The 19,798-nt window shown below is 59.7% G+C and carries 17 protein-coding genes and 1 pseudogene; 5 read left to right on the top strand and 13 right to left on the bottom strand.

The features are described 5' to 3' along the window. Together BLP65_RS15060 and BLP65_RS15055 are read right to left on the bottom strand one after the other, a co-directional pair. Window positions 1–219 (bottom strand): helix-turn-helix domain-containing protein (locus BLP65_RS15060; RefSeq protein WP_139181528.1); only part of this gene is annotated, 219 nt, incomplete at its 3' end. A 400-nt stretch (window positions 220–619) separates the two neighbouring features. After that, complete coding sequence (locus BLP65_RS15055) at window positions 620–1,288, bottom strand: hypothetical protein (protein WP_092998865.1); 669 nt, start codon at window positions 1,286–1,288, stop codon at window positions 620–622. 429 nt (window positions 1,289–1,717) lie between these two features. Here BLP65_RS15055 and acuI point away from each other — a divergent pair, with 429 nt between their 5' ends. Next, the gene (gene acuI / locus BLP65_RS15050; RefSeq protein WP_092998863.1) at window positions 1,718–2,692 is read left to right on the top strand and encodes an acrylyl-CoA reductase (NADPH); all 975 of its coding nucleotides are present in this window, start codon (window positions 1,718–1,720) and stop codon (window positions 2,690–2,692) included. A gap of 131 nt (window positions 2,693–2,823) precedes the next feature. Here the strand turns inward: acuI and BLP65_RS15045 are convergent, their stop codons facing one another. The 7 genes from BLP65_RS15045 to BLP65_RS15015 form a co-directional block, all read right to left on the bottom strand. After that, window positions 2,824–3,678: a metal-dependent hydrolase gene (locus BLP65_RS15045; protein WP_092998861.1), complete on the bottom strand. Its 855-nt coding sequence runs from the start codon at window positions 3,676–3,678 to the stop codon at window positions 2,824–2,826. Between the two features lie 77 nt (window positions 3,679–3,755). Further along, a complete protein-coding gene (locus BLP65_RS15040) occupies window positions 3,756–4,106 on the bottom strand; it encodes an SPW repeat protein (RefSeq protein WP_217632018.1) in 351 nt (116 codons plus the stop codon). Between the two features lie 35 nt (window positions 4,107–4,141). Next, window positions 4,142–4,930, bottom strand: coding sequence for a peptidylprolyl isomerase (locus BLP65_RS15035; RefSeq protein WP_175452609.1), 789 nt, complete (start codon window positions 4,928–4,930; stop codon window positions 4,142–4,144). 130 nt (window positions 4,931–5,060) lie between these two features. Continuing rightward, complete coding sequence (gene narI, locus BLP65_RS15030) at window positions 5,061–5,741, bottom strand: respiratory nitrate reductase subunit gamma (RefSeq protein ID WP_092998857.1); 681 nt, start codon at window positions 5,739–5,741, stop codon at window positions 5,061–5,063. Window positions 5,742–5,753: 12 nt separating this feature from the next. Then, window positions 5,754–6,476, bottom strand: coding sequence for a nitrate reductase molybdenum cofactor assembly chaperone (gene narJ, locus BLP65_RS15025; protein WP_092998855.1), 723 nt, complete (start codon window positions 6,474–6,476; stop codon window positions 5,754–5,756). A 112-nt stretch (window positions 6,477–6,588) separates the two neighbouring features. After that, window positions 6,589–8,136, bottom strand: a complete 1,548-nt coding sequence (gene narH, locus BLP65_RS15020; RefSeq protein ID WP_092998853.1) for a nitrate reductase subunit beta — start codon at window positions 8,134–8,136, stop codon at window positions 6,589–6,591. Then, window positions 8,137–11,922, bottom strand: a complete 3,786-nt coding sequence (locus tag BLP65_RS15015; protein ID WP_092998851.1) for a nitrate reductase subunit alpha — start codon at window positions 11,920–11,922, stop codon at window positions 8,137–8,139. Window positions 11,923–12,386: 464 nt separating this feature from the next. Between BLP65_RS15015 and BLP65_RS15010 the strand changes: the two genes are divergently transcribed. Continuing rightward, complete coding sequence (locus BLP65_RS15010) at window positions 12,387–12,815, top strand: OsmC family peroxiredoxin (protein ID WP_092998849.1); 429 nt, start codon at window positions 12,387–12,389, stop codon at window positions 12,813–12,815. 184 nt (window positions 12,816–12,999) lie between these two features. After that, window positions 13,000–13,173, top strand: a pseudogene (locus BLP65_RS15005) (copper-binding protein); the annotation flags it as partial. A 43-nt stretch (window positions 13,174–13,216) separates the two neighbouring features. On the opposite strand, the gene BLP65_RS15000 reads toward BLP65_RS15005, so the two are convergent. Next, window positions 13,217–13,672, bottom strand: a complete 456-nt coding sequence (locus BLP65_RS15000) for a YaiI/YqxD family protein (RefSeq protein WP_092998845.1) — start codon at window positions 13,670–13,672, stop codon at window positions 13,217–13,219. A gap of 206 nt (window positions 13,673–13,878) precedes the next feature. Between BLP65_RS15000 and BLP65_RS14995 the strand changes: the two genes are divergently transcribed. Further along, window positions 13,879–14,880: an MBL fold metallo-hydrolase gene (locus tag BLP65_RS14995; protein WP_217632017.1), complete on the top strand. Its 1,002-nt coding sequence runs from the start codon at window positions 13,879–13,881 to the stop codon at window positions 14,878–14,880. Between the two features lie 63 nt (window positions 14,881–14,943). On the opposite strand, the gene BLP65_RS14990 is transcribed toward BLP65_RS14995, so the two are convergent. Next, window positions 14,944–15,228 carry a YkgJ family cysteine cluster protein gene (locus BLP65_RS14990; RefSeq protein ID WP_092998843.1) on the bottom strand — a complete coding sequence of 95 codons (285 nt, stop codon included), beginning with the start codon at window positions 15,226–15,228 and terminating at the stop codon, window positions 14,944–14,946. Between the two features lie 571 nt (window positions 15,229–15,799). Between BLP65_RS14990 and BLP65_RS14985 the strand changes: the two genes are divergently transcribed. Next, on the top strand, window positions 15,800–16,774 hold the full coding sequence (locus tag BLP65_RS14985) for a hypothetical protein (protein ID WP_092998841.1): 975 nt from the start codon (window positions 15,800–15,802) through the stop codon (window positions 16,772–16,774). On the opposite strand, the gene BLP65_RS14980 is transcribed toward BLP65_RS14985, so the two are convergent. Continuing rightward, on the bottom strand, window positions 16,704–18,827 hold the full coding sequence (locus BLP65_RS14980) for an MtrB/PioB family decaheme-associated outer membrane protein (protein ID WP_092998839.1): 2,124 nt from the start codon (window positions 18,825–18,827) through the stop codon (window positions 16,704–16,706). The two genes, BLP65_RS14985 and BLP65_RS14980, sit on opposite strands and share 71 nt — an antisense overlap. Before the next feature lie 3 nt (window positions 18,828–18,830). Then, window positions 18,831–19,784 carry a DmsE family decaheme c-type cytochrome gene (locus BLP65_RS14975; protein WP_092998837.1) on the bottom strand — a complete coding sequence of 318 codons (954 nt, stop codon included), beginning with the start codon at window positions 19,782–19,784 and terminating at the stop codon, window positions 18,831–18,833. Between the last annotated feature and the right edge of the window lie 14 nt (window positions 19,785–19,798).

Raw genomic sequence — 19,798 nt, 5'->3', positions numbered from 1 at the left:
GTGGTCCTTGGCAGCCTCTCGTCGCCTCTTGTCGCTCATACGCTGGGCCTTGGTTGCCTGGTACCGGGTGCCTTGGCGGTTACGGCGTACTTCCCGGCTTATCGTGCTGCGATTTCTGCCGAGCTTCCTCGCGACTTCGGCCTGAGAAAACCCCAGTTCCATCAGCGCGCCAATCTGGTATCGTTCCTCGTGGGTCAGTTGCCTGTACTGGTGTCCCATGTGTCGCCTGCAATCGGTTGGGGTGAGAGCTGCCGTTTGTACGGCAACTGACCCACCCGCCTATCTAAGCAGGCGTTGCAGTTATTCTATGAATTCAGGGGAGCGCAATGTTATGCATATTCATCTGTTCGACCTTGACCGAAAGAGCGGTTTACGCGACACCCTAATTTGTTTGAGCTTAAGCCTGCGCTTCTTTTCTACTTGCGATGCAACGGCATCCGCCTTGTCCCGACTCAATTTGTAGAACATGACAGCGCAAATCGAACCGAACCCCACAGGGCCAGTATTGCTGGTATTCGCACCATTAACGTAAATTGGTCATAAACCCACAAGCTGGGTGCAACGCCGAGTGCAAAAAATATCGCTATGGCGATTTCCAGTGCAGTATGTCGAAAGATGTTCATTGCTTTAACACATAACGTTGTGCTTGAGCCGCCGTTTTGGAGCCGCCGCGCGGCTCCAAAACGGTCGGCTCCAAGCGATGACTAGGCGCACATGCGCTCGGATCGGCTTTAGTCAGATCAACGTCTGCCAACAGCTTGCCCGCTTGCACCTCTCCCCAAGCAGCAAGTCCGATGAAGAATACTAGAGGCAATTGATGGGCCCACCCGGCTGCGCTTGCCACCGTGCCGCGGCGGATTCTTGTTCTCTTAAATACCTTCTGGCCGCGCGGAGGAATCTGCTTGTCTCGGATAATGCGGGCGCCGTAGAGGGCCACCGGAACGCCCATGACAAGCGCACTAGCCAAGGGCAGGCCGACGAAAAGCCCATACATGAGCAGGGTGGTTCCATTCACGCCCAACCATTCGTAACAGTACGAAGTGTCGGCAAACTCCCGCAATGCTGGAAAGACCCATAGCTCCGTAGCCAGCACCAAGGGAACGAAGATGCCGAGCGCTACCGCAATAAGTTTCACGCGCTCTCGGAACGTGTACTGCTCAGCATATGCGGCGCTGTCATCCACTGGCGCCGAGTGCTTGTAACGGAACTCCGGCGGGGTGCGAGCGAAAGCGATAGCCGCCGCACCAATCCCGAGCATGGCAAGTCCGATTATGATTTCCGATTCCATATTCCGCGTGAAGCTTCTGAGCGCCTAACTATATCGATAGCCCCAGTTTCGCTGGTCGCCTCGCTTATCACGAGCCGTAGTTGCCACCGGCTTTAGTTTGTCAAGCTTTATCATGCCGTTCTACTCCGGTGATGTCTGTAGGAGAATCCCTACAAGTAACGTGGGAGCAGCACCTCCTGGTCGACTTCCTCCTTTGCTTTTCCCCAGGGAGGGGAACAAGTCTTTTCGGCCCGGCTGAAGTGACGGGTTGCGGATTAGATCGCACCTAGCCGCTGCGACTAAGGCAAAGGTCCGGTTGTAGCTCGGACGCGGATCGCTACCGATGCCGGGAGTACCGCAGAGGGGCTGAGCAGGGATGCTGGTTTCATGTAGATTCACAGGTATCAAGGCTGGGGCCATTTTGAAACAAACCAGGAGAACAGGTGAACCATGTTTAGAGCGTTGTTGCTGAACGATACCGGGGAGGCCCGACTGGCAGATGTGAATGAAAGTGAACTGCCCGAAGGTGATGTGACCGTCCGGGTGGCCTACTCCTCGCTGAACTATAAGGATGCTCTGGCCATTACCGGCAAGGGGCCGGTGGTGCGGCGCTTCCCGATGGTCCCGGGCATCGATCTGGCGGGGACGGTGGTGGAAAGCGGGGATTCGCGTTGGAAACCGGGCGATGCGGTAATCCTCAACGGCTGGGGTGTCGGCGAATCGCATTGGGGCGGTATGGCGGAGCGGGCTCGGGTAAAGGGCGACTGGCTGCTGGCGCTGCCGGAGGCCTTTTCACTGCGGCAGGCGATGGCGATCGGCACGGCCGGTTACACAGCGGCGCTCTGTGTCGAGACACTGGAGCGTCAGGGCGTTTCGCCCGATGACGGCGAGGTGTTGGTGACGGGTGCCAATGGCGGGGTGGGCAGCGTGGCGATCATGCTGCTGGCGAGGAGGGGTTACCGGGTGGTGGCCTCGACCGGTCGGCTGGAGGAGAGCGAGCACTTGCAGGCATTGGGAGCTTGTCGGGTCATTGACCGGGAGACCCTTTCCCGCCCGGGTAAACCGCTGGCCAAGGAGCAGTGGGCCGGGGCGGTGGATACGCTCGGTAGCGTTACCCTGGCCAATGTCTGTGCGGGCATGCAGTACCGGGGGGTCGTCGCTGCGTGCGGTCTCGCTCAGGGCATGGATTTTCCAGCGACGGTGGCGCCGTTCATCCTTCGCGGGGTGACGCTGGTTGGCATCGATAGCGTCTATGCGCCGAGGGCCGAGCGGGAGGCGGCCTGGCGTCGGCTAGCGACGGACCTGGAGACGGAGAGCCTGGAGTCGGTCAGTCGGACGATAGGGCTTGAAGAGGTGATTCCGATGGCTTCGGAGTTGTTGGCGGGTCGGGTGCGGGGGCGGTTGGTGGTGGAGTTGCCGGAGTAAGTGTGTGTCGGTGCATTTTGAATGCACCGACACACTCTCCCGAAGGCAAGAGCAACTGCTGCGCTTTGATCGCCCTCTCCCCGGCCCTCTCCCGGAGGGAGAGGGAGCAAGGACGGGGAGAGTAGCTGGCTTTACTGCTTGAGGGTGTCGCCTTCGTAGACCAGCGTCTCACCCGGTTTCATTACATGGGTTTCGACGCCGAGGGACTTGGCCTCGCTGACGAAGGGCTCGATGCTCTGTGCGAGGACGGGGAAAGTGCCCCAATGCATCGGCACCGACAGCTTGGCATTCACCGCCTGGGCGGCGTGGGCGGCGGTTTTCGGGTCCATGGTGAAGTGATCACCGGCGCACAATAGGGCGAGGTCGGGGGCGTAGCGCTCGCCGATGAGTTTCATGTCGCCGAAGTAGTCGGTGTCGCCGCTGTGGTAAAGGGTCGGGCCGCCTTCGATGCGCACCACGAATCCGGCCGGGTTGCCGGCGTACACCACCGGTGGCGTCTTCTCATCCCCTTTGGCGAAAGGGTTGTCCATGCCGCTGGAGTGTTTGGCGTCGGTCATGGAGACGGTGATCTCCCCGTCGGCGAGGCTGAGGCTGCCGCCCATGTTCATCATGGTGTTCCAGCCGAACTGCTTGGCCGGGAAGCCCATCAGCTTGATGATCTGCTTGCCGAGCTCCGGCTGTGCGACCAGTTCGGCGCCCGTCCTGGTACCGATGGCGCTGGAATCGCCGATGTGATCCGTGTGGGCATGGGTAACCAGGATGTAGTCGGCCCGCTTGAGCTCCTCGACCAGATCCTTGTCCTCGCCCCCCCGGGGATTCTTGGGGTTGTTGAGCCAGGGGTCGATGAGCACGACGTTGCCCTTCGGCGTCACCACCTCGAAGGTGGCGTGCCCGTGCCAGGTGATCCGGGTCTCGGCCGCGAACGCCGTATTGCTAATGGCCCACATAAAGGCGCCGACGATAAAGATGGCCAACCGTGCAGGCATCGGGTTTTCTCCTCGATTATCATTTTTACAAGTTAGGAACTATCGTTCCGCGCCGTGATATTTTCAAGAGATTTTCATCAGGCCCCGCGCTGGCCCTTGTCGGCGGCGCGCAATGCGCTGGCCGATCCAATGACAACTACAATCCCGGTGATGATTCCGTTCCAGAGAGCGATCTGATTACCCGCAAGAAAACCGAGCAGGAGCCCAGAGATGATCAGCCAGATGCCCAGTACCAGAACCACCCACTCGCGCCAGGGTATTAGTTTGGCCAAGCCAATGCCGGTGACGATGACCAGGGCGCCCCCGACCAGATACGAATTCCAGGAGGCAATGCCGTCGAAACCCGGGTCATAGAACATCAAATAAGGTGCGGCGATAAGCCACACCCCCAACAGCAGATTCATCCAATCCTGCCAACGCATTGCCATGAGCTACTCCCTCTGATTCGATTGTTGGCGCCCCGTCACACGCCACAGTCCATCGACGTACTCTCTCCCGCACATTCGAAATCGACCCCCTTGATCTCGGCACGACTCGCCAACGACTGCACATACTCCAGCAAGGCACGCCGGAACAGGCTTTCCCGCAGATAATCGGCCACCAGCGGCTGTGCTTCCTCAAAACTGTACAGGTGCCCTCCCTGACGGGACTGCAGATAAACCACATGATAGCCATAGCGGGTTTCCACCGGGGCGGGGGCAATACCACCGGGTGTAAACCGTGCCAGTGCGCGCTCGAATTCGGGCGGGGTCTGTCCCGGACCCAGCACCCCCAGGCTCCCGCCGGATTCACGCGACGGGCAGGCCGAATAGCGCCGGGCAAAATCGGCAAAGCGGTGAACGTCGCCTCCTAACTCGGCGATCAAATCGCGCGCCTGCTGCTCCGTTTGCCCGCGTGCCACGGGCTCCTCGGGGACCGGCAGGAAGATGTGCGAGACCTCATGGAGCCAGGGCGAGCGCAACTGTTTCCGATTGTTTTCGTAGTAGCGGCGGCAGCTCTCGATATCGGGCTCAGGGGTCGTCACCTCCTGCTCGATGAGAGAGCGGATGCGTGCCTCTTCATCCTCCTCGCCGGGTTCGGGACAAGCCTCTATCTCCAGACGAGCGGCCTCATCCAGCAGCAATTCCCGGATCCCCAAGGCCCGCGAGGCAGCCTCTCTGGCCTCAGCGGCCGAGGCCGCCGGGTGGTACTGCATCTCCCGATGGATCTCGGCTTCGCTGATCGTTCTGCCATTCACGACGATATCCATCATGCGGCTCCTCTTTTCAGAACCACCCCGTCGTGGGGGTGCCATGGGATGGGACGGCGAAGTGAATTCGTTTCGAAGGCGGATATGATGGGGTTCGCAGGCTCACCCCATCCTACTTGCTGTTTTCCTCTCTTCATCGGGCGCGGACCACTTGATAGTTGCGTCGCAGGTAGGCCCACGGCCAGCTCCAGATATGAACCAGGCGGCTGAACGGGAAGGCCGCGAACATCAGCAGTCCGAGCGCGATGTGGAGCTTGTAGGGCCACGGCACCTCCAGCACGAACCGCCAGGCCCCGGACTGGAAGGTGACGATGTGCTGAGCCCAGTTGGCCAGCTCGGTCATCACCTCACCCCCCAGGTGATGACGTGAAACGTAAATCGTGACAAAGCCGGTGATCAGCTGCAGTGCCAGCAACACCAGAATGAAGTTATCCATCGGCGAGCTGTTGGCGCGGACGGCGGGCACCATAAAGCGGCGCCACAGAATGACGGAGATGCCCGCCAAACAGATAATGCCGAAGGCCCCCCCGATCACCATCGACAGAATTTGCTTGGTGCCGGATGTCATGCCGATGGCGTAATAGAGGGGCTGCGGCGTCAACAGCCCCACTAGATGGCCAAGGAAAAGCGACAGGATGCCGATATGAAAAAGGAGATTGCCGACCCGGTAACTTCGGGTGTTATGCAGCATCTGACTGGACATGGCACGCCAGGTGTACTGGCCACGTTCGTAGCGCAGGATGCTGCCGAGGATAAAGACCGTGCCTGCCAGATAGGGGCCGACGCCGAAGATGAGCTGATTGAGATACTCCATGACAACGCCTCGCTAGCGATTGGAACCCGGAGCGGGAGTGGTGGGCCGCAGCCCAATATCCCATTGCACCGGCTGCTCAAGGGTCGTTGCCGCACCTTTGTTGCCGCAACCCTCCAGCGCCGACTCGTGAGTGAAGGTGATAGCCTCTTCCTCCCAAATTTTGTCCATATTGATGATCGCTTCGTCGGGACCCTCTTCCGCCGCCTTACGTCGTAGTTCATCGGCAGCCTCCGGTGCCCCGGCAATCGACTCCAGCGCATCGAGCACCGCGGCGTATCGGCTACCGCGCTCATGCAGCCGGGCGGCAACCAGTGTGAGTACCGGCATTGCCTCGCCCAGCATCTCCATGGCTTCCTCCAGTGGGCGTTCGGCCAGGAACTCCAGTACCAGAGGTACATAGTCGGGCAGCTCGCGCGCCGCCAATTCAAACCCGCACTCCTGATAATTGCTCATCAGCTGCACCATCGCCGGGCCGCGATCACGCGACTCGCCATGGGTGTGCTCAAAGATATGTAGCGAAAGTTTGCGGCCGCGATCGAACAGCTCCCCGTAGCGCTCCTGGGCTGCGATCACGTCCATCCCCTGCAACTCCTCGATCAACGCGAACAATGCCTTTTGTCGCGGCGCCGGCACCAGCTGTTCCTCCTCGAGTACGGCAGGCATTTCACCCAGCGCCGCATGTATCTCTTCACTGGGATAGCGAAGCAGCAGTGAGAGCACTTTGAACGTCAGCATGGGTCAACCTCTGTTTTTCACGGCAAAGACGAAAAGAGCGCAAAGAAAAGCCAGCGAGTCCTTTGCGTTCTTGGCGTCTTTGCGGTTAATCCATAAGCGTTTTGATTTTCCGCTAATCACGTTTGTTCTCGATGCGAATCGGGAAGTACTTGCGTTGTGCGGTGGGTTTGCCGCCAAACATGTCGGCACCCCCTTCGACGCCTCCACGCGCACCAAAATTGAAACCGCTGCCGCCGCGCTCACTGAGCGCATCATAGATGTGGCTCGAATATTCGCGCTTGTTGGTCGGAATGACGAAGCGGTCCTCATAGTCGGCAAGCGCCATATAGCGATACATCTCCGCCACCTGGGCTTCGCTCAATCCCACGCGCTCCAGTACTTCAGTATTCACGCGTCCCTCGACGTACTTGTCGCGCATGTAGGCACGCATGGCCAGCATGCGTTCGAGGGCCCGGATAATCGGGGCCTCGTCACCGGCGGTGAGCAGGTTGGCCAGATAGCGCATGGGGATGCGCAGCGATTCCACGTCGGGGAAGATCCCGTTTTTGCCAATCTTGCCGGCATCCGCTGCCGCCTGGATGGGTGACAGCGGCGGGACGTACCAGACCATCGGCAGCGTGCGATATTCGGGATGCAGGGGGAAGGCGACCTTCCACTCCATGGCCATCTTGTAGACCGGCGAGCGCTGCGCATCTTCTATCCAGTTATCGGGGATACCCTGACGGCGTGCCTCGGCGACCACTTCCGGATCGAAGGGGTCGAGAAAACAATCCAGTTGCGCCTGGTAGAGGTCCTTTTCATCCGGTACGCTGGCCGCCTCTTCAATCTTGTCGGCGTCATAGAGCAATACGCCGAGGTAGCGGATGCGGCCCACACAGGTCTCGGAGCAAACGGTCGGTGTGCCCACCTCGATGCGGGGAAAACAGAATACGCACTTCTCCGATTTGCCCGACTTCCAGTTGTAGTAGATCTTCTTGTAGGGGCAGCCGGTAACACACATTCGCCAGCCCCGGCACATCTCCTGGTCGATGAGAACGATGCCGTCCTCCTCGCGTTTATAGAGTGCGCCCGAGGGACACGAGGCGACGCAGGAGGGATTGAGGCAGTGTTCACAAAGGCGGGGCAGATACATCATGAAGGTGTTTTCGAACTGCCCGTAGATCTCCTTCTGGATGCCGTCGAAGTTGTAGTCCTTGGAGCGCTTCGCGAACTCCGTGCCGAGAATCTCTTCCCAATTCGGGCCCCACTCCACCTTGTTCATCATCAGCCCGGAGAGCAGCGAGTAGGGCCGCGCCTGAGGCATGCTCTTGGATTCGGGTGCCGTCTGCAGGGTCTCGTAGTCGTAATCCCAGGGCTCGTAGTAGTCCTGGATGGAGGGCATATCGGGATTGGAGAACAGATTACCGATCACCCGCCACTTGCCGCCCAACCGTGGGCGGATGCCACCCTCCTCGGTCCGCACCCAGCCGCCGCGCCAGCGGTCCTGATTTTCCCAGTCCTTGGGATAGCCGACGCCGGGCTTGGTCTCGACGTTGTTGTACCACGCATATTCCTGGCCTTCCCGGCTGGTCCAGACATTCTTGCAGGTGATCGAGCAGGTGTGGCAGCCGATGCATTTGTCGAGGTTGAGGACCTTGCCAATCTGCGCGCGGATACGCATCTATTCGCCCTCCACTTTGCTCAGGATGTGGCGCGGTGCGCCGCCCAGCCAGTCGACCTTGTCCATGCGCCGAACGATGATGAACTCGTCACGGTTGGAGCCGACAGTGCCGTAGTAGTTGAACCCCCAGCTGAGCTGGGCATAGCCGCCTATCATATGCGTGGGCTTGAGCACGGTGCGGGTCACTGAATTGTGAATACCGCCGCGGCGTCCGGTCATCTCCGAACCGGGTGTATGCACCAGCTTTTCCTGCGCGTGGTACATCATCGCCATACCCTCGGGGATGCGTTGTGAGACCACCGAGCGTGCGGTGATGGCACCGTTAATGTTGTAGGCCTCGATCCAGTCGTTGTCCTCGATGTCGGCCTTCTTCGCATCCACCTCGCTCATCCAGATGATGGGACCGCCCCGCGAGAGGGTGAGCATGATCAGGTTGTCGGTGTAGGTGGAGTGAATACCCCACTTCTGGTGCGGGGTGATGAAGTTGAGGACAATCTCGGGGTTCCCGTTGGGGTGGTGACCCTTGATCGGTGCAATGGTCTTGGTATCCACCGGCGGTTTGTAAACGCACAGATCCTCGCCGAAGCCGCGCATCCAGGGATGGTCCTGATAGAACTGCTGACGCCCGCTCAAGGTTCTCCAGGGGATCAGCTCATGCACATTGGTGTAGCCGGCGTTGTAGGAGACGTGTTCGGATTCCAGACCGCTCCAGGTGGGTGAGCTGATAATCTTGCGCGGCTGGGCGAGCAAGTCGCGGAAACGGATCTTCTCGTCCTGCTTGGGACGGGCAAGATGAGTATGGTCGCGGCCGGTGATCTTCGACAGCGCCGCCCAGGCCTTGACGGCAACTTCACCGTTGGTTTCGGGTGCCAGCGTGAGAATGGTTTCGCAGGCATCAATCGGGCTATCGATACGCGGGCGGCCCTGACTCACACCTTCGATATCGACGGTCTTGTTCAGTGCCCCGAGCTTCTGCACCTCCTCTTCGGTCTTCCAGGTGATGCCCTTCCCGCCGTTGCCGAGCGTATCCATCAACGGACCCAGCGAAGTGAACTTGCGATAGGTGTTGGGATAATCGCGCTCGACTACTGCAAGGTTGGGCATGGTCTTGCCGGGGATCGGTTCACATTCGCCCTTCTTCCACTCCTTGACGTCCAGCGGCTGGGCAAGCTCCCCCGGCGAATCGTGCAGGATCGGTACGGTGACGATATCCTTTTCAACGCCCAGATGCCCCCGCGTCACCTCCGAAAACTTGCGGGCAATGGTCTTGTAGATGTCCCAGTCCGAACGTGACTCCCAGGCGGGGTCTACCGCCTTCGACAGGGGATGGATGAAGGGATGCATATCGGTGGTATTGAGGTCATCCTTTTCGTACCAGGTGGCGGTGGGCAATACCACATCCGAGTAGAGGCAGGTGGTGGACATGCGAAAATCCAGGGTGCACATCAAATCCAGTTTGCCCTCGACGGCGTGCTCTCTCCAGACTACCTCCTCGGGCTTGACGTCACCCTCGCCCTCGCCCTTGCCGAGGTCCAGGCCCAGTACGCCGTGCTGGCTCTTGGCGCCCATGAAGTATTTGAGGAAGTACTCATGGCCCTTGCCGGAGGCGCCCAGCAGGTTGGAGCGCCAGATGAAGATATTGCGTGGGTAATTGTTGGGAGCATCCGGGTCTTCGCTGGCGAAACCCAGGGAGCCGTCCTTGAGGCCCTTTACCACATGCTCTTTGGGATCGACCCCCGCAGCGGTAGCTTCGCGCACAATCTCCAGCGGATTGCGGGAGAGCTGGGGCGCACTGGGAAGCCAGCCCATGCGCTCGGCGCGAACGTTGTAATCCACCACACTGCCGGTGAACTGTGCGGGGTCGGCCAAGGGTGAAAGAATCTCGCTAATCTTGAGTTTCTCATAGCGCCACTGGCTGCTGTGCATATAGAAAAACGATGTGGAGTTCATCTGCCGGGGAGGGCGCGCCCAGTCCAGCGCGAAGGCCAGCGGCAACCAGCCGGTCTGCGGGCGAAGCTTCTCCTGGCCGACGTAGTGCGCCCAGCCGCCGCCGCTCTGACCGACGCAGCCGCACATCATCAACATGTTGATGACGCCGCGGTAGTTCATATCCATGTGATACCAGTGGTTCATCCCCGCGCCGATGATCACCATGGATTTGCCGTGCGTCTTGTGAGCGTTTTCCGCGAACTGGCGGGCGACGGTGATGAGGCGGTCGCGGGGTACACCGGTGATGCGCTCCTGCCAGGCCGGCGTATAGGGCAGGTCATCGTCGAAGTCGGCGGCGACATTCTCACCCCCCAATCCCCGATCGAGACCATAGTTGGCGCAACTCAGATCGAACACGGTGGTGACCAGTGCCTCTTCGCCATCCGCCAACGTGATCTTGCGCACCGGTACTACGCGTTCAAGGATCGCCTCATGCTGCGTATGCGACCAGTGCTTACTGGCCTGCTCGCCACCGCCGAAGTAGGGGAAGGCCACCGGCACCGCATCGTCGTGCTTGTCCAGCAGCGTCAGCCGCAGTTTGCGCTCCTTGCCGTCGCGGGCGTCCTTCTGCTCCAGGTTCCACTTGCCCTTTTTCTTCTGATCCTCACCCCAGCGAAAACCAATGCTCCCGTGTGGCAGGACGAAGTCGTCGCTGCCCTCTTCGAGAGCAATCGTCTTCCACTCGGGGTTATTCTTCTGTCCCAGCCCATCGGAAAAGTCACTGGCGCGTAGGTAACGTCCGGGAACCCAGCGTCCGTTCTGCTTTTCGAGCTTCACCATCATTGGCATGTCGGTGTACTGGCGGACGTACTTGTCGAAGTAATCGCTCGTGCCATCCAAGTGCCACTCCCGGAGGATCACGTGGCCCATGGCCATGGCCACTGCAGCATCAGTGCCCTGCTTGGGATGCAACCAGATATCCGCGAACTTGGAGCCTTCGGAGTAGTCTGGAGAGACCACCACCGTCTTGGTACCGCGGTAGCGCACCTCGGTCATGAAATGGGCGTCCGGTGAGCGGGTCTGCGGAACGTTGGAGCCCCACATGATGATAAAACTGGAGTTGTACCAATCAGCCGATTCGGGCACGTCGGTCTGCTCACCCCATGTCTGCGGTGACGAGGGGGGCAAATCGCAGTACCAGTCATAAAAACTCAGGCAGACACCACCAATCAGGGAGAGATAGCGGGTACCGGCGGCATAGGAGATCATCGACATGGCCGGGATCGGCGAAAAACCGGCCACCCTATCGGGACCATACTTCTTGATGGTGTAGACGTTGGCAGCGGCAACCAGCTCGGTGACCTCCTCCCAGTCGCCGCGTACAAAGCCGCCCATGCCGCGCTTGCTCTTGTACTCTTTGCTTTTTTCCGGATCCTCAACGATGGATCCCCAGGCCGTTACCGGGTCCCCATGCTGCTCCCTGGCCTTGCGCCAGAGCCGAAGCAGACGGCCACGGATCAAGGGATATTTGAGGCGATTGGCGCTATAGATGTACCAGGAGTAACTGGCACCGCGGGGGCAGCCGCGCGGTTCGTGATTGGGTAGATCAGGACGGGTGCGGGGGTAATCGGTCTGCTGGATCTCCCAGGTCACCAGACCATTCTTGACGTAAATCTTCCAACTACAACCACCGGTGCAGTTCACACCATGGGTAGAGCGCACGATCTTGTCGTGCTGTTGCCTTTGACGATAGGAGTCCTCCCAGGCCCGGTCGTCTGTGGTGAGGACTCCATGCTCCCCCGAGAACGATGTCCGCTCGCGCTTGAAATAGGTCAGGCGCTTCAGGATTTGACTCATACCGCGATCCTCCTGGAAACGTAAGCGACGAAAGGCCGCTGCAGTTTGATTCGGCTTTGCAGCCGTAAATCTCAAGGATGCTTGATGCGGGACACCGTGCCTGCGTCCTGTTACTACGAAAGCGATGCCACCGAAAAAAGCGACGATAACCTCGCGCCACCCTGGCCAGGCCACCGTTAAAAAGTAATCGGCTTTTGCAGCGCTACGGGCGAAGTTTTCCCTTCGTGGGTGCTCGCATACGGCTCACTGTAGGCGGTGATTTCGGGCCCACCACTACTCTAAGTGAGGAAGGGGTACGCACCGCTGCCGACTCTACATACAATTATTTTGATCATGCTTTTATTCAGCGTGGCACAGAAAAGAAGAAGCGCAAGCCAATCACGGCTGACCCCCTGATATCGCTCGTTTTCCGGCGCCGTTCTATGCTTTGCTGTGCAAACAAACTCCAGCAACTGGGAACAACTATGCCTATCCGAAATGCAAGTGCCGTATGGGAAGGGACTCTGAAGGCGGGCGCCGGCCGTCTGAAGACCGAAAGCGGAAGCTTCGAGGGGCGCTACACTGCCGCCTCTCGTTTCGAGGAAGAGGAAGGAACCAATCCGGAGGAGCTCATCGGAGCGGCTCACGCCGGTTGTTTCTCCCAGGCCTTGTCGCTCTCCCTGGAGCAGGCCGGTTTCAAGCCTGAACGGATCGAAACCAGTGCCCGGGTCCACCTCGACAAGGTACCCGACGGTTTTGCCATCACCCGGGTCGAGCTCACCACCAAGGCACGTGTCCCGAACATTCCCGAAGCGACCTTTCAGAGTGAAGCCGAAAAGGCCAAGCAGACCTGCCCCGTTTCCCAAGCGCTGAAGGCCATCGATATCACCCTGGATGCACATCTCGAGATATAAGCGGTTTCTCAAGGAGATCCAGTGATCAGGACAAGCGGCAGTGGCACTCGAGGAGAGCGGATGAAGTCTTCGGTGGGCTGGGAACCACTCGGGATGGGCTGAGTACCCGCGATTTCGATCGAAGGCACATACAGCTTTGGGCTAACAAGTACGTCAAACGGATCGGTGCCGAGAGGCAAGCGTCAATATCACCCACGGCCCGATCCCCTCGTTCAACTGGCCGCCGATGTCGATGAACCTGAAAGTGGCGGATGCCGAAATGCTGGAGGGTACAGCGACAGGCGATCGGGTGATGTTCCAGCTAAAGAGACTCCCGCCGCAGGAGTATGTGATTATCGAGATGAAGGTGGAAGAGTAGCGACAAGACCGGTTCGAGGCGCCCTGACGGGCGCCTCGTTGCATCAGCCCACCTTGTTTTCGTGGGTCAACAACCGGTCCAGATGATTGGCAAAGGATTGTCGATCACTCTGACTCAGCGGCGGCGGCCCTCCGGTATCGATCCCGGTGGCTCGCAGCGTCTCCATGAAGTCCCTCATGGTCAGACGCTCTTTGATGTTGTCGGCCGAATACATCTCGCCGCGCGGATTGAGAGCATGTCCTCCTTTTTCAATCACCTCGGCGGCCAGGGGGATGTCACCGGTAACCACCAGGTCGCCAGCCTCGAGCTGGTTGACGATCTCGTTGTCGGCAACATCGAAACCCGATGGGACTTGAACAAAACTGATGAGGGGTGAGGGTGGTATGCGTAAGGTGTGGTTGGCTACCAGCGTCAGCTCCAGACCGGTTCGCTCTGACGCTCTGAAAAGAATATCTTTAATGACTGCGGGACATGCGTCTGCGTCTACCCATATTTTCATTGGCATCACTTCCGTTGAGTGCATGTGCAACCCTATAAGAACCCGTCCCGCCATCGAATGCAAATCGTCCCTGTGCGCGATTCGACATTTCTGGCGTGGTAATGGATAAGCAGAGCCAATCGGCCGATGCTAGTAGTCCCTGAGCAAGCAGAGATTTCATGCGCAACCGGAAAATCAAAATATGGGTACTTGGGCTGGTGCTGACGATGACGATGACTGGATGTGCAAAGTCCTATTACCATGGTCCCGAATCCGATCATTTCGATGGCGAGCAGTTTTTCAACGCTGGTCCACCGCGTGATATCGGCATCCGGGATCTGCTCCGCTGGCGCTTCACCCGCGATCCGCCGGAGTGGCCGGAATCGGTGGAGGTCACGCCCGACCGCCCCCCGCAGCGCATAGATGGCGAACAACTGCGGGTCAGCTTCGTCGGACACACCACGCTGTTGATCCAGACCCGCGGCCTAAACATCCTGACCGATCCGGTCTGGTCGGAGCGTGCCAGCCCTTTTTCCTGGATCGGCCCACGTCGAGTCACACCACCCGGTGTGGCCTTTGATGACCTCCCGCCGATCGATATCGTACTGGTGAGCCACAATCACTACGACCACCTGGACCTCGCGACACTGAATCGGCTATGGAAGCGTGACCGGCCTCGCGTGATCGTTCCGCTCGGCAACGACACCATCATTCACCGGGAACATCCCGACCTTCGCGTGGAAGCCTACGACTGGGAAGATGAAGTAGCCCTGTCCGACGACGTGCATTTGCGTCTGGCGCCGATGTTCCACTGGTCGGCGCGCAGTTTGCTGGATCGCAATCGCGCCCTGTGGGCTGCCTTTCTGTTGAAGACGCCGGATGGAAATATCTATTTCGTCGGTGATTCGGGATGGGGTGAAGGACGCTACTTCGAGGATGCCGGTGAACGCTTCGGACCGATTCGGCTGGCTGTCCTGCCGATCGGCGACTACAAACCCCGCTGGTTCATGTCCTATGGGCACATGAACCCGGACGAAGCCGTACGTGCACACCGGAATATCGGCGCCCACCACAGCCTGGCGAGTCACTTCGACACCTTTCCCCTGGCCGACACGGCCTATGGGGAACCTCCGGAGGACCTGGCCCGGGCACGGGAGGCGCACGGCGTATCCGAGGAAGCCCTGCGCGCACTGCCTCCCGGAAGCGTGTGGTGGGTACCGCCTGTGTAAACGCGTTTGCCGCCCCGAAGGGATGCAATGGAGACGGGCCGTGCCCACCGCACTACTCTGCCGTCATTCGTTCCCGGGCGCATTGCGCTCATCAAGACACTCCCTACCGCCCATTTCGAAGTCGCGACAGACCTGCGGGCGTCGGGCGTAGATGGTGCACCGCATCGTTTCGCGGTCGACTGCCGTGCACCAGCCATCATCACGACGGTACATGACCTGTCCCCCCCAGTCGGTCCAATCGGTCATCGACTCGGGCACATCGTTGTCGTCGATGAGCAGGACCTGCAGCCGACAGCAATTGGCCTTGCAGGTTTCACAGGTGACATTATCAGGGTCTGAGGGCTGCATGCAGCCATTGTCGCACGTCCGGGGTCGTTGGGGTCTGCTTGTTGAACACAGTCACCCCTAACGTGTTCTTCTGGACAGGGCGGCGAACCCGGTCACGGATTCCGGTCCTCTGCTCGTGTGAAAATCCCGATCTGGTACACCCCATGGAGAATGCGTTGTGCGAAAAATGATAAAAATCGGCGCGATTGCCTGCCTCCTCTCGTTTTCAGGGGCGATAACGGCCGCCGATGTGAGCGGTCGCGCGAATATAGGTCTGGATGAGGCGGATGTAAGCATCACCTTCGGGTCGGACAAAGAGCACGAAAGAAGCCGAACAAGGGCGCGGTCCAACCCGAACATTCCTGCCGGGCACAGGCCCCCTCCCGGGGAGTGCCGTATCTGGTATCACGGGCGCGAGCCGGGACAGCAACCCCCTCCCGGCAACTGTCGCAAATTGCATAAAGAGGTACCACGCGGTGCCAGCCTGGTACGAGATTGAAACCGGGTTGTCCACGCGAACCCGGCACCACTCCCTGGACAATGATAGGTTTGGGCCACGCGGTGACAAAGAAACCGAATCTGAAAAACAGCGATGAAAAAAAAGATACCCACTATTGGACTCACGTGCTCGCTACTGCTGCTTGCTGCGTGTGGCGGACCAAAGACGCCTCAGGAAGTCACGCAATCCTTCTGGACCGCCGTCAGCCGGGGCGATGTTGAGGGGATCGTCGGGCATTCCACCCTCAGCGACATCGAGGGCTACGACCGGTTCTCCCGCGATGACTGGGAGAATGTCGAACTGTCATGGGGCAAGGTGGTCATCGATACAACTGATGCCGAAATTGTCACCAGACTGTCAGACCCGGAGGCTCCCGACGACGACCTGACGTTTTCGACCCACCTGGTTCGTCAGGGCGAACAATGGAGGGTGGATTACACCCGCACCGCCGATGAACTCCGGGCCAGAGCTGCACTGGAGGGCCTCGTCAACAGCGTCGGCGCTCTCGGCCGGGAGATCTCCAGTCAGTTCGGCCACGCCTCCCGCGAACTGGATGCCAACATCAAGAGCATGGCGGAGCAGGTGCGTACCTTTTCCCGATCGCTGCAGGAAGACGCCTCCGAACGTGTGGAACACTATGGAGCGGAGCTGGAGAGGCACATCGGTGAGCTGGCCGACTCGATCGAGCGTGCCCTGAAGGAACACCGGGACAAGACCACGGAAGAAGACCAGGACATCCTGCGCGAAGTCGTTAATGATCTGCATGAAAGCAATGACTCCCTGGCCCGTCCCACCACAGAGTCCATCGCCGATAGCAGCGATACCTTACTGACTGCACACCAGCGGCTCGATACGATTGAAGGCGACGAATTCAATTCGTACAAACAGCGCTGGCAGGACTGGAGAGCAAAGATCCAATCGAAAATGGAAGAGCTACTCAGCCCTCCGCCACCGGAACGTGACGATATGTCCCGGTGGCGGCCAGTAAGGCTGCTGGCTAAAAACGGTAGCGGACGTAGGCGGCAATCACGTGATTGTCGTAGTTTTGGCCCTCACTGCCGAGAGTGAGCACTGTAGGCAGGGTATCGGGCTCGACCCCATCCACCATCCAGTCATCACTCTCGAACCGTTCGTAGTAGTAGGCAAGCTCGGTCGAAACCGTTTCGCTGAACCGATAGCGAGCCTGTGCCTGGACGTTGGTCACCGAGCTTTCCAGGTCTGGGAAACCGGTCTCGTTCCTGATGCCGATCTTTCCGGTGGCATCGGAGCGGACGTAGTCGAGGCTCAGGTTCAGCCCTTTCTGGGTGAAGCTGTCGTGGAAGACCTCCCAGGATACCCCGACGCCGGCACTGTTGATGGCGTCCTCCGTGGTAGCGAACCAGTCGGGAACCGAAAAGTCCTGACTGCCGGTCTGCTCGTTGTCGTGGACTTCCCGGCTAGCGAAGCCATGGAAACTCAGGCTTCTACTGACCAGCACCGTGGCATCGAAGCTGACGCTGGTGTCACGGCTCGAGCGCAGCCCGATGGCCCCATCGGTATAGTCGTTGTCCCTAAAAGCGAGTTCGACTCCGAAGTCGATGTGTTCTCGCGGTGAAACGGTCAGGCGCGCCTCCGCCCGTTCCTGCTCCCGCGACGCCATGTTGAACTTCACCATCAGCGGGTTTTGCTCCGGGATCGCGGCATCCAGAACCCGGTATTCCGACGCATCCCGATCGGCATAAGCGAGGCCGACGACCAACTGGCTGGTCGGGTGGAGGCGGGAGGCGGCTTCAGCCCAGACGGTGGTCTCCTGCGTCTCCTCGACTTCCTCATCGGGCCGTCTCTTCCGGTCGTAATCCGCGCCCGTTGACACCCGCGTCTGCGGCGTCAGCTGATAGCGCCCCTGCAGCGCTAACCGGCTGTCCCTGCGATCGTACTGCCGGTTTTCGCGGGCACCCGGCAGAAAGGCATCGGTACTGACATAGTCGAAGCTGTCGGTAGGCGTCTCATCGTCTCGCTGGTCGTGGCGAAAGTCCGCCTGCAGGGTAAGGCGTTCGCTCCAGGCAGACACCAGCCTCGCATCGAGATTGGTTGTGCGGACTTCACCCTCGAGCGAATCCCGCGGCAACGCGCCCGTAGTGAGAGCGGGATTGACCGTATACGGCAGAAACTCATCATTCTGGGTCATACGCCCCAGCGACAGCTTGGCACTGGCCCGGGTCGCTTCGCTGACGTCATAACGGCCGGACAGGGTCACCTGATGGAACTCATTGTCCGGCGGCAGCGCCAGTTGCCCTTCGTTGGCACCGGTCGGGTCGCCGAAGGGGTTGTCCCAGCGCAGTGACCGGTTTTCCTCCCGGAAAAACGAGCCGTAATAACCGACCTGAACGTTCCAGTGATCCCCTTGATAACCCACCCCCAGATCAAGCTGTTCGGTGGTGTAGTCCACCGGTTCCGGCAGCAGCGTGCTGCGGAACAGCATAGAACCGCCGATGACATTGAGCCCCTCTTTCCTCTCGCGCCGGAAATCGGCTGAATAGCTCCAACGTGAAGTCGGAGTAATCTCCACGCCGACACCGACCCGGCGACGGTCAGTCCGCAACGCTACCGGACGCAGGCTGTTGTCCAACTCGGTCATGCCGTCGGTAGTGCCCGCCTTGACCCAGTTTTCCGGAAGCTGCAGGTCGTTGCCGCCGACTCCCGTAAACGGGGTCTCTGCCCCGTCGCTATAGAGCCGGGGTATCTCCAGGTAGTCGACACCGATCCGGTAGCTACCCTGACGACCACCTTCGAGCCGGACACTCCGGCTGTCCAGCGCCAGACGCGAGCTGTTCAGTCGCCAGTAGGCGGCCTCCTCTCCCCGGTAACGCAAGTCCGCTCCGAGGACGAGGTAGGCGCCGTCGTCGTCATAGCCGGTGTAGTTGCCGAAGCCGAACTGATTTTCGTCCACGGAGCCCACCCCCAACTGCACATCGCCGCTGAGTCCACTCTCGAACAGACAGTACTTGCACTCCCACTCCGACTTGTCCACCTCTCCGGCCTGGTACCACAATTCAGCCGCCGCACCACTGGTCGAAACCCCGATCAGGATCAAGCCGACCACCGGCTGTCCTGCGGAAAAACGTCGATTCAGTCTGGTCATACATCACCTCTTCAGGTTGACCCCGGAGGGGTGGTTGGAGCCGTGCACCTGGGAATGACAATTCATGCAGCTCTGTCCAAGCAGCATCCCCGCAGTGGGCGATGCGCCGGACGTCAGATCGCCGGTAAAGGCAATGCTTGGATGACCCGCCTGTGAATGGCAGCGCTGACACAGCAGAGGCGCCCGCTGCGTCAATAGCGCCGGATGGTTCGAGCCGTGGGGTTGATGGCAGTGGGCGCAGTCTTCGCTAACGGGAGCGTGCTCCCAGAGGAAGGGCCCGCGCTTCTCCGCATGACACTCGTAGCAGGTCTGATTGAGTGTCGAGCGCCGCAGCATCGATTCGGTCAAGGAACCATGGGGTTCATGACAAGAGCCGCAACTCATCGAGCCATAGCGTAGCGGATGGGACGAGGCACGGTAACTCTCCGAACGCTCCCGTGTGTGGCATTGGAAACAGACCTGCGGCTCTTCCGAAGGCGTGAGCACCCGGTCATGGGTAGTATGAATCTGATGACAGTCGGCACAGGCAACCTGTCCGGTCTGGTGGGCACTGCCGCGCCAATCGTTTCGGTGACGGTCATCGTGGCAACTCAGACACACCGCATTCTGCTCGGCCACCGGCGTCTCCGCCCCACGGTGGCCAAAGTCGCGGATCGGCGGCCGCTCTTCCTCCTCGTCATCGATGCTCATGTCGGCGTGTTCGGAACCCGGTCCGTGACACGTCTCGCACTGCAGTTTCGCGAACGGTGTGCGCGGATCCGAGGTCTCGGCATGTTTGGTCTTGAAAATATCCATGACGGGAAACTCGGAGAATTCGTCATGGCACTTCAGACAGCGGTCGGCACCGCGATCAGTATAGGTCGACGAGGTTTCTTCGCTTTCCTGCGCCAATACCGCAAAGCTGGTAGAAATCAGGAACACTAGGGCCGCAATGGCATAAGCCCATTGTTGTCGCATTAGGCACCTCACAG

The sequence above is a fragment of the Thiohalomonas denitrificans genome (assembly GCF_900102855.1).
Taxonomy (GTDB): Bacteria; Pseudomonadota; Gammaproteobacteria; order Thiohalomonadales; family Thiohalomonadaceae; genus Thiohalomonas; species Thiohalomonas denitrificans.
Note: the sequence above shows the minus strand (reverse complement) of the source record. Positions and strands in the feature narration are given on the sequence as shown.